We start from the raw sequence: 14346 nt of genomic DNA on the forward strand, positions 1-14346 counted from the left end.
TGTTTAGCATTAAATGTTTAAAATGCGGCTGTATTAGAGAATTAGAATATAATTTTTCTGGAAAATCTGGGAATATAGAAGTTTTTAATGACTAAAGCATTTTAAATGCTGACGAAATCTTTGTATCAATATAATGCAACAATTGTGGAAATAACCTAAACAGTTCAGAATATTAATGCACAGTTTCAGCAGGGGGAAACTAAAAAGGTTGCTAATTATGGTTACTGATCTTATTCAACTAAAGGGTGCTTTAGTGCAAGTAACCTAACAATTTTCCCAAACGCTTTGGGTGCATTTACATTATTCCGCAATCGAGACAGATTGTGGAATAATGTAAACAAATATTGATAATGTATTGTATTTGAATTTATAGTTACTACACTAAAAATAACGAAACTAAGTTATTTAATAAATGCTTTATACGTTGTTACTTTAATTTCTATTTATGCAACTAACTCTTATAGCACAGCAACGTACCTCTATAGCTAGAAAGCTAAATGCTTTTATAGAAATCCTATTAAGATTGACATAAAATTAATTCCTTTGTTAGTTGTTCGAATACGTCCTTTACTGTCCCTTGTTTAATCTCTTTAAAGCGTGTACTTGCCCAAAGTGACATGGCATGAGGATTTTGATCTTTTAATGCTTTTGCACGAATGGGCTGCGTTAATGTATGGACAGCAGGATAAATTGCTGGTGCAGAACTTTCATACGTAGACATAAAATCATTTTTTAATCCACGCGCAAGTCGACCTGTAAATGCTCGTGTAAGGGCTGTTTCGGAAAATTGATCCGATTGAAGGGCTTGTTTATAGATTGGGTTAGCTCCACTTTCATCCGTACAGAGAAAAGCTGTCCCAAGTTGTACAGCGTCAGCTCCCGCACATAACGCGAGATGAATATCCTTTCCATTCATCATTCCACCAGCAGCTATAGTAGGAATTCGGATTTCCTTACGAATGGTATAGATTAAATTAAGCAATGATACATAAGAAGCTTCATCCGCATTTTGAAATGTTGCACGATGTCCACCAGCTTCCATACCCTGTAAACAAATCGCATCGGCCCCATTATTTACTGCAATTTTAGCCTCTGACAAATTCGTCACTGTAACAATGACGTGACTACCAATCCTCTTTAATCGCTCAATTATTTCTTTCGATGGACAACCGAATGTAAAAGAAACATAAGGTACTTTATATTTCATTACTAACTCAAGCTTTTCCGCCCAAAAATCATCATGCGGTTCTTGAATCGTCAATTTTTTTTGAAAGTCTTCTTCAAGGCGATGTTGATATAAATATAAAGCCTCATTCATGGTATCGTTTTGCGGTACAAACAAGTTAACACCAAATGGTAAAGCCGCTGCATCACATTCTAAAATCTCTTGCTCGATTACTTCTGGGGTTTTATAGCCGGCTGCCAAAAAACCTAGTCCGCCATTATGTGATACTGCAAGTGCTAACTTAACAGTAGATACTCCCCCTGCCATCGGCGCTTGAATGATCGGATATTTTAATTCGTTAAGCATGTAAAATCCACTTCCTTTCAAAGATTGAATAGATAACAACCAATAGACTCGCTATTAGCACTGCAACACTCGCAAATATAAAAGCGGCACTAAAATGTAATCTATCTAATAGAAAGCCTGCAATCGCAGGTCCTATAATTTGTCCTAATGCATATAATGCAGTTAATATGCCAATTGCGGATACATTTATTTGTTTGACAATGGCATTGGTCAAAGCCGTAATACCCATAAATGTAAAGCCAAATAAAAAAGCGCTTAAAAAGAAACTCCAATTCGTTATACTAAGGGCAGGCAAGGCAATTCCAATTGCTTGTAATACAAGGGCTAAAGTTAACATACTTGCATAACCAAAATTTTCAGCTAATTGAATGAATAGCATACAGGACGGAATGGCTGCAACCCCTACAATGAGCCAAATAAGCGAACTATCGAATTGTATAGTTGGTGTACTATTAGCAACATTCACAATAAAAGTACCTGTAATAATATAGCCTAGCCCCTCTAGGAAATAAGCAAAATAGAGCCAATACAGAATGACTGTATTTTTACCTTTAGTTCTTGGCTGTACTGGCATAATCGGAATGGCTCGAATCAGGTAAAGTCCAATGATCCCTATAACGAAACTCATAACCGCAAGCAAGACCCATAGTCCTCCCGTATGTAAATGTGACGAAAATAACAGGATTAATATACTTGACCCGACAATACCAACACCGACCCCACTATATAAATAACCAGTAAAATGATTTTTTTGAATCGTTTGTATGTAAGTTAATATCATTTGTGTTGTGAAAATAAAGATAACGGCACTTGTTATACCAGATACAAATCGTGCTATAAAAATCAACCATATATTTTCCATCATTCCTAAAACTAATAGTGAAAGCATACTAATCAAAATCATCGCTATTAATGCGAATCGCTTATTTTTAAATACAACAAATGTACAAAGTAGAGAGCCAACAAAATAACCTAAGTAATTACTTAACGCTATAAAACCTGCTGTACTATTCGATAAATGTAATTCAGCTTGCATAAATGGTAAGAGAGGTGTATACGAAAACCTCCCAATCCCCATTGCTACCGCTAATAAAAGTACGCCTCCCAAAATAACCTTCATGTAAATCCCCCCTTAAACTATCGTACCAACATCTAGCTATAAATAAAAATTCAAATAATATATAATAGGTATTAATAAAATCAATACCAAGGAGGGCATAATGGATATTGAGGCATTAAAAGCATTCCGCTATATCGTAGAACTCGGGACTATTTCACAAGCAGCAGAGAAACTAAATTATTCCCAATCAAACGTGACAACGAAACTAGCAAAACTCGAAGATCAGCTTCAGACGAAATTATTACATCGTCATAATAGAGGTTGTGAAGTAACAGCAAAAGGAAAAGATTTATACGAGCATGCACTCCAAATCTTTATAATGATGGAAAAAGCAGAAAATGCAATGCAAGACGATCAGTCGCCAAAAGGTACCTTACAAATCGGTTCGATTGAAACTACAGCTGCGATCTATTTACCTAAAGTCTTAATGGATTATCATGATAATTATCCAAACGTGTTATTAAATGTACGGACACAACCAACAGCTATGTTAATAGAGCAAGTGCTACAGTATCAACTAGATGGAGCTTTTATTTCTGGACCATTAGAGCATAGTTTACTTGGTAAGCAATTGGTTGTGAATGAGGAACTTGTTTTCATTTTTGCACGGGGGAAAGATCCTGTGTTAGAGAATACAACCATTTTAGTTTTTCGTTCTGGATGTACATACCGATTTCAAATGGAGAAATACTTCCGTGAACACCATATTAAAACGTATCAAGTGATGGAAATGGGATCGCTTGAAGCCATTCTAGGCTGTGTACAAGCAGGGCTAGGGGTAACGTTATTACCAAAATCAGTCTTTGAACGATATTCACGCTATTTTGATTTAGACTTGAAAGAAACTGCCGAACATTATAAAAAAGTTCCTACAGAGTTTATTTATAGAAAAGATAATCCATCTGTTGCATTACGTTATTTTGTAAACAGTCTAGCAGTAATGAATGCAAAATTTGTGTCTCCCTAAACTTTTATTTGGGAATGTCTTTAGTTAATAACGATCTTCAACAATCAGGCGCGATTGCTGAAGAGTAAAAATTTATAAAGTATACAAAATAAACCTAAATAACGTTCCAAAATTAAATTTTTGGCGCAAACGAAAATCCTAGAAATCCTGATTTAATAGTATTTCTAGGATTTTTATATGAACATTATTTATAAGGTATTTTATGCATTTCTCTACAAAGCCAATTACAGCAATCGTTTGAGCGTTTTCTAGTGATAATCCAACGTTGATGTCGTTGCATAAATTCGTGCATATTCTTTAAGGTTGTAAATACGCATCTTTCTTACACTAACCCTCCGATAAAAGTGTAGGAATTTTAAGTTTTGTTCATTGCTCAAATGGAGATGTATCAACAGCTAAATGGTTTTATCCCTGAAAAGAATATCCTATACTGGAGGGGTATCGAATGCTTATAATATTACCCCGCAAAATAGTAGGCTTAACCGACATGGTGATCAAGCCTACATGGAAGACGCGATCCGTAAAGCACGTGGAGCTACTAATTTTGAAGCAATTATCAAATATCCGAATACGGAAACCCAGATTCCTTCAAGTTATCAGTATACCTATACAATAAAAGGAAATGTCATTACGGATTCATTTGAAAATGTGAACCCTGATGAAGTAAACAAATCTCTTGGACTAACTGGAAATAATAAGTCTGAGTCCAAATCAACAATTATTTCATCAAATGAAGGTGACCTTGCTAGTGTTGATACAAACGGAAATGGGCAAGTGACGATCGCAGAAGCAAAAGCAGCAGGTTATAGCATGCCAATAACGCGTGAGCACTGGTTGTATAAATTCATGGATGATCGTGATAACGACGGTTTGGTAGGTGAATAAGCTCCTAGAACTTTGAGGCAAAATAAATGAAAGAAAGAAAGAAAGAAAGAAAGAAAGAAAGAAAGAAAGAAAGAAAGAAAGAAAGAAAGTTTACCTCGTTGGATGAATTATTACAATTTTCAAATGGGTGTCTGTAAAGGAACAACTGAAGTAAATGGTACTATTATCTATAAAATATGTACTGTGAAAATATAATTATTTTTCATTAAAAGAAGTAGATCCACTTAATGAACGGAGATTCGGCAAATATATAATCTGTTTGTGATAATATAATAAAAAGTCTTTGTTTTAGGAGGATTATATGAGCTTGATCGCGCAACATCCTTATATAAAAATAGAAAGAATAGTGACAGGTTTAGAACAGTTTGAAATTAAGCATGACCGAATTATTTACTTATACAATAATAAGGTCGTTACACAGTATAGAGAGTTTCCGATTAAGATTGTGATGGATTTTTCTTATCGAGAAATTGCAAATCAAGGTGGTATACTCTATTTACATACGCTACAAGGTGTATATCCGTATATCGTGCAATCTTCACCAAAAGCTTTTATTACAGCTTATAGAGCATATTTCAAGTGAAAAATTGACACAATGAATTTATTGTTAAAGAACACCTCCTTCCATAATAACCCAATTAAAGTCGGTGCCTATTAGAAAAATGGATTATTTTTGAAGTTTTTAAGGGGAATTGTAATTATTTCTGTAATAATAGTAGGGAGGTGAACAAATGTTTTTTAGAAGATGTAAATTAATCAAAAATGATAAAAAGTTTAGTGCAAAATTGTTGTTTAAAGATGTATCACCCGAAAAATGGGATCAAGATAATTTGACGAAAGAGCATTTAGATTTTTCAATTGATAGTGTCCGTTTAGTGAATGAATATGCTGATCGGTTAATGAAGACTGACTTAGGCCAGCAACTTTTAAAGGAACATCCCGATAATTTTACTATGCGGATCGGAGCCTATTTAGGAGAAGTGATAAAAAATCATGCATCGGGACAATATCGTTGGTTTGATTTTACATCTATCAAAGTAAATACGGTTCATTTAAATGACTACATAATGAGTGTAGAAGACGAGGCTGTTCTTTACTCACGAAAATTAGACAAAGTGATCTGCCCAATCTATGAAGTTAAACAATATTTTAATGGAAAATCTAACTATAATAGTTATTTAACCTATGTAGAAGGTGCAATTAAAAACTAAGGTGAAAAGTCGGAATTATTCGGGGGAATGGTTATAATCTGGCGCATATTGTATTATCCACCGATAAACTTTTTTATTTTTGTGTCATTACACGAAATTTAAAAGAAACATCCAACGGTTACTAGAATAAAAAAATTACTTTAATGAAGTATTGAAAAATTAATAAATAATGGTAAAATGTATTTTAACCTGCGTTTGTGGGCAGTAAGAAAATAGTTAGCGTTGAGAAGGAAGAGTATGTAAGCCGCGTTATGTAGAGAGCTTCTGATGGTGGAAATGAAGCAAACAAAACTTACAGAATATGACCTTTGAGCTTCGTACCGAAATCGCAATTACGCCGAGGTGTATATTTGATGTAGGCTACGACGAGAATGGCACTCGTTACAACAGCAGCAGTATGAACACGTACTGATGGAGGCTAATAGTGTGAACTATTGGCAAAAACTTAGGTGGTACCACGAGTAAATTCGTCCTAATCGTATTAATGCGATTAGGGCTTTTTTTGTGGAAAAAAACAGAGAAATGAATCGACATTGGATGGATACGTTCAAGTCGCACAGGAGGAATTGCATCATGGCAGTATTAATCGGAGGCGCGTGGCCTTACGCAAATGGCTCGTTACATTTAGGGCATATTTCATCGTTATTACCAGGGGATATTTTAGCAAGATATTATCGTTTGAAAGGGGAAGAGGTGTTATATGTTTCCGGTAGTGATTGTAATGGAACGCCGATTTCCATTCGAGCAAATCAAGAAAATACAACGGTAACAGCGATTGCTAATCGTTACCACAAAGAGTTTGTTGAAACATTCCACCGACTTGGTTTTACATATGATTTTTATACGCGGACAGATGAAGAACATCACCATAGATCCGTAAAAAGTATTTTCCTACAACTATTAAACAACGGGCACTTATATAAAAAGAAACTCGAACAAGCATATTGTGCGATTGATCAGCAGTTTTTACCGGATCGTTTTGTTGAAGGAATTTGTCCAAATTGTGGGGCAAAAGCGCGCGGGGATCAATGTGATCAATGTTCGAAAATTTTAGATCCATTAGACTTGCTAGATAAACGTTGCAAAATATGTGGAAATGAACCAGAAATAAAAGAAACAGAACATTTTTATTTTGCATTTAGTCAATTTCAAAAACAATTAGAAGTATACGTTGAGCAAGCGGTGCAAGGAAAAAGATGGCGTGAAAATGCAATTCATTTAACGCAACGCTATTTACAAGAAGGGTTGCCTGACCGCGCTGTTACGAGAGATTTACCGAATGGCATTGATGTACCCGTTCCTGGATTTGAAGGGAAGAAGATTTATGTGTGGATTGAAGCGGTTGCTGGGTATTATACGGCGAGCATCGAGTGGGGGAAGCTGCATCAACAAGACATTACGAAATGGTGGAACGAGCAAACGAAGGCCTATTATGTACATGGCAAAGATAATATCCCGTTCCATAGTGTTATTTGGCCAGCTATTTTAATGGGCATCGAAAGCAAAGGCTTGCCGACAAATATTGTATCGAATGAATATTTAACGCTTGAGAAGCGAAAAATTTCAACTAGTTTAAATTGGGCAGTTTGGGCACCGTATATGTTAGAAAATTACCATCCGGATTCATTGCGCTACTTTTTAACAGTAAATGCGCCAGAAAGTCGAGATGCCGATTTTTCATGGAGAGAATTTATTTATAGTCATAATGGCGAACTTTTAGGGGCATTTGCGAATTTTGTGAATCGTAATTTGAAATTTATTGAAAAATCATTTGCAAGTCAAGTTCCTCAAGTTACGATAAATGCCACAATGGAAAAGCTTGTCAGGCAACAATATGAGCTTGTAGGTGAATACATTGAACAAGGGAATAGTAAGCCAGCGTTAGAATCGATTTTTGAATTGATCCGCGCTTCTAATCGTTATTTTGATGAGGAAAAGCCATGGCTAACAGTCAATGAAAAGCCTGTTCAATGTGCAGAAACGCTTGCAACATGTGTTTTTGTCATTCAAAATTTAGCACAATTATTGCAACCATTTTTACCATTTGCCTGCGAGGAAATTCAAAAGATGTTGGGTATTTCACTGAATTCATGGTCTATAAAAACGACATTACCACAAGCAATCAGCAACATTCAGCCACTTTATGAGCGCATTGATGTGAAGCGAATTGATGAAGAACTATTGAGAATGCAGGAAAATGAGAAGTAAGATGGAACAATTCATTATAAGTGGACAAATTATTAATGTAGATGTTCAGAAAACAGAAGCCTTGTATAAGGAACTCCCACTAATCTCTGATAAGGGACATTGTGGGTGTCCGGAATGTGTTTATTATACAAAAGCAATCACTCACACATCTCCTGAAATTCAGCAGTTTTTCCAAAAGTTTGGCATCGATCCAAGGAAAGAAGCAGAAGTTTGGCAAGCTTGTGAAAATGGCGATGGAACGTATTATTATGTAGCAGATTATCATTTCATTGGAGAAATTCAGGATGTAGATGAATTAGACTGGATTAAAGTTGACGGAGCATCCTTTGGTTTAGCAAATCGAACAGGGGAACTCCCCTCACCAATGATTCCCAAAACTTTTACACCACCAATTATTGAAATGATAGTACAAATAAATCTGCGAGGAGATCTTTAGTTCGGATATTAACGTAGATTTTGATTAGCAAATAATAAAAAATAGAACTTTCGCTTTTATGGAAGTTCTATTTTTTGCACTTCAAATCAAGTTCACCCTAGTGATTAGTATTTTTCATGCGAATAAATGAAGTAACATTATAGTTTTCAGAAAAAAATACACAATATCTACCCTTTGCATTTTGGTAAAATAAAGAAAGAATTATCGTAGCAAATGTTAAGGAGGGGACGTATGGCTTTTTTCAAAAAATACGGTGTGTTGCTAGGGGCACTTGGATTTTCTACTTTAGGAAATTGGATTTACTTAATCGCGTTAAATTTATCCGTATGGCATTTAACACATTCTCCAGCAGCAGTTGCGGGCATTTATATCGTTGGTCCTGTTGCCCGCATTATAAGCAGTTTTTTTGCAGGTTCTATTATTGATCGGCAAAATAAAAAGAACTTGATGATTATAAGTGATATTGTGCGAGGGCTCATCGTTTGTATGATGCCATTTATGACATCCATTTGGCTTATATATGTCCTCATATTTCTAGCGAATATCGCAGGTAGCTTTTTTGGACCAAGTAGTACGTATGTCATTACAAAGCTTGTGAAAGATGACGATAAGCAACGATTTAATGCGCTAAATAGTACGCTTAGTTCTGGCTCGTTTATGATTGGTCCTGCACTTGCCGGGGCGATTATTGCGGTAAGTAATACGAACGTTGCGATGTGGGTGAACGGCTTTACATTTTTCGCATGTGCATGGGCTATTTCTTTTCTGCCTACAATTGCGGAAGATGATGCAATGATGCGGCAAATGATTACATTGCAGATGATACGCGCCGATTTCCAACAAGTTTGGGTATTTATTCAAAAGCGACCGGCACTATTTAAATTTATAGCTGTCTACACAATCGCATTGATGATTGCCTTTGCGCTCGATTCACAGGAAATGACCTTTTTAAAAGATGTACTAGCCACATCTGATACAATGTACGGCATTGTTGTAAGTGTTGCGGGTGTGGGAGCCATAGTAGGAGGGATCGCTGCAACGATGCTCGTAAATAAGTTATCTCTTAAAGCATATACCGGTTTAGGTTTTCTATTAACAATTTTAAGTTATGCGCTCTTCTATGCTTCACTTACATTGACTTTCGCAATAATTAGCTTTATTGCGCTTGGCTTTTTCATGGCATTTAGCAACTCAGGCTATGCGACCATTTATCAAAAAACAATTCCACCAACATTAATGGGACGCTTTGGTAGTTCGTTAAATTTACTGCAAAGTGTTGCACAAATACTTTTCACATTGTTATTAGGCATGTTTGCAGAGTGGTATTCTTTGCAAATTGTGACGGTTGGCTTTGCGCTTGTAGCACTACTATTGGCGCTTTATTTATATCAACATGTCATTCGTAATATGGAACAAATACAGAAGGAGGATATTGTATGATTACGTATGAAATCATATGTTTTTGCTGTAAAAGTCCATTCTTTGTCGAGGAAGGCAGTCAAAAATATCAAGTTATAGCCCTGGCGGATGTCACAGATTTTTAAGGGGTGTTTTTCGAGCGAGCTCGAAAAAAAATCTGGACACAATTACACCGAGGCGTAATTGATAAAGAACAGGAATGGAAAGTTTGCTTGTGACGATTGAGATCATAAAGTGTATTTAGAAGCGAGGAAAGGTTTGGTGGGGAAAATTTTGCAAAGGGCTTCAGTAACTATATACAATTAATTAAAGAGTCGATCATTAATAGTCCTTACCCAATGGGACAAAACATATTAAGAATGACGCCGCCTCCCACGGCAAGCGGCGCAATAAATGCAGAAATTTTTAGAAGGCAAAGATTTTATATAGGCTGGCCTTGCACAAAGCACAAAGATGAGTCGTACAGATTTGTGGAACAAAGCTGTGCGCCTCATGTGCTTAGCCAGTCTAAACTAGCTAACACTTTATTAGAATACGCACACCATTTTACAAGACCCCGATAAATTTCCTAAGTATGTTTCCATCCGCAAAACATATAGTGTATATGGAACATATGTGATGTAAAAATCGTTATGTAAGGAAAGGGGATTTAGTGGACAAATCTTGGCTTAATAAGGGAAAAGATGAGGATGCGAAGGAACAACAGCTCGAACAGTTTATCGTAAATAATGACGGGAAAAAGATGACGACCAATCAAGGTGTAAAAGTTTCAAATGATGAGGATTCGTTAAAAGCAGGAGTTCGGGGTCCAACATTAATGGAGGATTTTCATTTCCGGGAGAAGATGACACATTTTGACCATGAGCGAATTCCAGAGCGTGTCGTTCATGCAAGAGGTTACGCAGCACACGGGGTATTTGAATTGTATGAGTCGATGAAAGAATATACCAGAGCTGGTTTTTTGCAAAAAAAAGGATCGAAAACGCCTGTCTTTTTACGATTTTCAAATGTTGTTGGGAGTTCTGGTTCGATGGATACTGCACGAGATGTCCGTGGTTTTGCTGTCAAGTTTTATACAGAAGAGGGCAATTATGATTTAGTTGGCAACAATATCCCGATATTCTTTATACAAGATGCGATGAAGTTTCCAGATTTAATACATGCCGCGAAGCCAGAGCCGAATAATGAAATGCCACAAGCAGCTACTGCACATGATACTTTTTGGGATTTTGTTGCGAACAATCAGGAAAGTGCTGCAATGGTTATGTGGTTAATGTCGGATCGAGCGATTCCTAAAAATTATCGAATGATGGAAGGTTTTGGTGTCCATACTTTCCGTTTTATCAATGATAAAGGGAAGTCCAGATTTGTAAAGTTCCATTGGAAACCAGTACTAGGTGTGCATTCACTCGTGTGGGATGAAGCGCAAATTATTGGCGGAAAAGATATCGATTTTCAACGTCGCGATTTATGGGAATCGATTGAAAACGGTTATTTCCCAGAGTACGAGTTTGGTGTACAAATGATTGACCAGGAAGAAGAATTTAAATTTGATTTTGATGTTTTAGATCCTACAAAACTTTGGCCTGAGGAAATCGTACCAATAAAAATTATTGGAAAAATGACATTGAATCGGAATGTGGACAATGTTTTTGCGGAAACTGAACAAGTGGCCTTCCATCCAGGTAATGTTGTACCAGGCATTGACTTTACGAATGATCCGCTATTACAAGGCCGTCTATTTTCTTATATCGATACACAGCTTATTCGTTTAGGTGGTCCCAATTTTGCTGAAATTCCGATTAACCGACCTGTTTGTCCGATTCACAATAATCAGCGCAATGGCTTTAGTCGCCAAACGATTAATAAAGGGCGCGTAAGTTATCATAAAAATTCACTTGCGGATAATACTCCTTCGACATCAACTGCAGCTGATGGTGGGTTTGTGCATTATGAGGAAAAAGTGGAAGGGCGTATTACACGGGCACGAAGTAAATCCTTTGATGATCATTTCTCACAAGCAAGGCTATTTTGGAATAGTATGTCCCCACCTGAAAAGCAACATATTATTAATGCCTTTAGTTTCGAAGTAGGGAAGGTGGCTAGTAAATCTGTTCGGCAACAAGTCGTGGATATGTTTGTCCATGTAGATAAAGAAATGGCGACGATACTTGCGAAAAATGTAGGCGTGAACAAACCAACTGGTGAACAATCAAAAGTGACAGCATCTTCGCCTGCACTCAGTCAAGCGAATACGATAAAACTACCACAAACACTTAAAGTCGGTGTGCTTATTGGCAATGGGTTCGATGCGGCAGAAGTGCATAATACGTTAAAAACGCTCACAAAATATGGGGTAAGATATAGTATTATTGCGGAACGGATAGGGGCAGTTGAAAGTAGCCAAGGCGTCCAATTAACGGCAACTGAAACTTATTTAACAACGGACTCTGTTTTGTTTGATGCTTTATATATTGTCGGTGTAAGGGCAGACAATCAAGCGAAATTTAATCAAGATTTATTAATTAATATTAACCAAGCATTTCGCCATTATAAACCAATTGGCGTTGCGCAAACAGGAATACCATTTTTACAAGCATCGAATGCCAAAGTTGGACCAGGCATTGTAGTAGCTACTGGTAATGCTAATTTTGGCGAACAATTTGTTGATGCGATTGCGGTGCAACGTTTTTGGGATCGAGATATTTATTCATCTTGATTCAGCCGTATTCCTCCACTTCTATAGGTGAGGGATGAATGCCAAAAAATGCAATTTTATTCAGTGGGATTCAAACCCTGGCTGAAGGAGATGAACCCAGGCTAAGAACGCCACATCGTGTGGCAACGCCTGAGTGACCAACATCGTGTTGGCCCAAGCCCTGGCGGATGTCACAGATTTTTAAAGGAAGTTTTTCGAGCAAGCTCGAAAAAATCTGGACGCAATTACGCCAAGGCGTAATTGATAAATCACAACGCAAAAAAATGCCCGCCCTCACAATGAATGGAGAGGCGGACATTTTTGTCATTTATATGCGTACTACTATAGGAAGTGGATTATTTCCATAAACCAGCTTTTTCTAATTTCTTTTTACCATTGAATGCAACAAATACTAATAGTGCATTTAAAATTAACATAAAGCCAATTGCGTACAGTACAAATGTATAGCTACCAGTGAATTCGAAAACATAACCGTATCCTGGTAATGCTACGATACCTGCAACTGCTAAACCGATTGCAGCTGTAGAATAAATTTGACTATATTCTTTGTTTCCGAATAACGCTGTTGTTAATAGAGGTCCCATTGTTCCTAGTGAAGAAATGATGAAACCAAAAATAACGATCGCTACCATAAATAGTGTTTTGTTATCAGGAACAGTTAGGAAAATACCTACTGGAATTAAACCGATTAACATCGCGAAAACTGCTGTGTTTTTTGCACCAATTTTATCACTTAATACACCAAATGATAAAGCACCAACTAAAATACCGATTTGCATTACACCAAGAGCAGTACCAGCAAATTTAATATCGTAACCAGCACCAATTGCGAATGGCGCTAAATGCTGACTGAAACTTGCAATCGACGTAATGAAGAAGAAGAATCCGAATAAAGCAAAGAATGCGCTTGATTTTTTAGCTACTGCAGCTGTTACACCTTTTGCTACATCTTCAGGAGCAGCAGTTTTATCCGTTGTTGCTACTTCATCCATACCAAGTGGTTGTAAACCTTTTTGTTTTGGTGACATACGAATAAATAATAGTGTCAGTGGAATAATAATCGCTGCTACGGCAATACCTGAAACGATATAAGAGAATCTCCATCCTTGATCGGCAATTAAAGTACCAACGACTGGTTGAATAATTGCACCAAATACACCACCGATTGCAACCATAAGACCGATTGCTAAACCATTATGTTTTTTGAACCAGTTGTTAATTAAAACAGGACCAGCCATTTGTGTAATGAAAATTGAACCAACTGCCATTGGAATACTGAATAAGTACCAGCCCCATACAGAGTTCATGAATCCGAACATTGCGAATGAACCTGCCATTAAAGCAACAGAAACGATTAAAATTAATCGAATATCATATTTCGCCATTAATTTACCTGCAATCGGTAAGAAAATCATTGTAACGATTGAAGCGATACTAAAGTAAAGTGTTAAGCTACCCATACCAATACCTAAGTCTTGAGTAACAGGAGCTAAGTATTGTCCACCTGCAGTTGAAATACCATTTTTACCGACTGCAACAATAATCGATACTGCGATTAATAGTAACCAAGCGTAATGGAATTTTTTATTTTGTTTACTCATAATAAAATCCTCTTTTCCCTAATTAATATATAATTCCGTTTGTTAGTGCTAAATGGTATTTAAGTTATTAATCAATACCACTTATTTGTTGTTATGATTCCTATATTCCTCCTTAGTATGCATATAAATATTGACATCTAAAATTGTTATAAATTTTAGAGTTATTTCTTGTAAACTCAATGCATTTTATAATTTTGTCATCTATCACGCTATAAGTTAATGAAGTGCAATACTACTATACGAGATATT

General features: G+C 36.5%; 10 protein-coding genes, 1 pseudogene and 1 other annotated feature. Of the genes and pseudogenes, 8 read left to right on the forward strand and 3 right to left on the reverse strand.

All coding sequences use genetic code 11. The features are described 5' to 3' along the window. Nucleotides 1-517: 517 nt before the first annotated feature. A complete protein-coding gene (locus MHI10_RS09090) occupies nucleotides 518-1531 on the reverse strand; it encodes an NAD(P)H-dependent flavin oxidoreductase (RefSeq protein WP_340784800.1) in 1014 nt (337 codons plus the stop codon). Beyond that, a complete protein-coding gene (locus MHI10_RS09095; protein WP_340784801.1) occupies nucleotides 1524-2651 on the reverse strand; it encodes a YbfB/YjiJ family MFS transporter in 1128 nt (375 codons plus the stop codon). The genes MHI10_RS09090 and MHI10_RS09095 overlap by 8 nt, the downstream gene beginning before the upstream one ends. 100 nt (nucleotides 2652-2751) lie before the next feature. Between MHI10_RS09095 and MHI10_RS09100 the strand changes: the two genes are divergently transcribed. The 8 genes and pseudogenes from MHI10_RS09100 (at nucleotide 2752) to MHI10_RS09135 (ending at nucleotide 12496) form a co-directional block, all read left to right on the forward strand. After that, a complete protein-coding gene (locus MHI10_RS09100) occupies nucleotides 2752-3618 on the forward strand; it encodes a LysR family transcriptional regulator (RefSeq protein ID WP_340784803.1) in 867 nt (288 codons plus the stop codon). A 432-nt stretch (nucleotides 3619-4050) separates the two neighbouring features. Further along, nucleotides 4051-4503, forward strand: a pseudogene (locus tag MHI10_RS09105) (DNA/RNA non-specific endonuclease); the annotation flags it as partial. Between the two features lie 301 nt (nucleotides 4504-4804). Continuing rightward, on the forward strand, nucleotides 4805-5086 hold the full coding sequence (locus MHI10_RS09110; RefSeq protein WP_340784805.1) for a hypothetical protein: 282 nt from the start codon (nucleotides 4805-4807) through the stop codon (nucleotides 5084-5086). Between the two features lie 148 nt (nucleotides 5087-5234). Continuing rightward, on the forward strand, nucleotides 5235-5714 hold the full coding sequence (locus tag MHI10_RS09115; RefSeq protein ID WP_340784807.1) for a hypothetical protein: 480 nt from the start codon (nucleotides 5235-5237) through the stop codon (nucleotides 5712-5714). 213 nt (nucleotides 5715-5927) lie between these two features. Further along, nucleotides 5928-6192, forward strand: a binding site (T-box leader). Nucleotides 6193-6287: 95 nt separating this feature from the next. Beyond that, nucleotides 6288-7922, forward strand: coding sequence for a methionine--tRNA ligase (gene metG / locus MHI10_RS09120; RefSeq protein WP_340784809.1), 1635 nt, complete (start codon nucleotides 6288-6290; stop codon nucleotides 7920-7922). Between the two features lies 1 nt (nucleotide 7923). Continuing rightward, entirely contained in the window at nucleotides 7924-8358 is a 435-nt protein-coding gene (locus tag MHI10_RS09125; protein WP_340784811.1) for a hypothetical protein, read from the forward strand. A gap of 231 nt (nucleotides 8359-8589) precedes the next feature. Further along, on the forward strand, nucleotides 8590-9798 hold the full coding sequence (locus MHI10_RS09130; RefSeq protein ID WP_340784814.1) for an MFS transporter: 1209 nt from the start codon (nucleotides 8590-8592) through the stop codon (nucleotides 9796-9798). Nucleotides 9799-10429: 631 nt separating this feature from the next. Further along, on the forward strand, nucleotides 10430-12496 hold the full coding sequence (locus MHI10_RS09135) for a catalase (protein WP_340784815.1): 2067 nt from the start codon (nucleotides 10430-10432) through the stop codon (nucleotides 12494-12496). 335 nt (nucleotides 12497-12831) lie between these two features. Here the strand turns inward: MHI10_RS09135 and MHI10_RS09140 are convergent, their stop codons facing one another. Further along, a complete protein-coding gene (locus MHI10_RS09140) occupies nucleotides 12832-14097 on the reverse strand; it encodes an MFS transporter (RefSeq protein WP_340784817.1) in 1266 nt (421 codons plus the stop codon). Between the last annotated feature and the right edge of the window lie 249 nt (nucleotides 14098-14346).

It is taken from the genome of Solibacillus sp. FSL K6-1523 (assembly GCF_038005225.1).
Classification (GTDB): domain Bacteria; phylum Bacillota; class Bacilli; order Bacillales_A; family Planococcaceae; genus Solibacillus.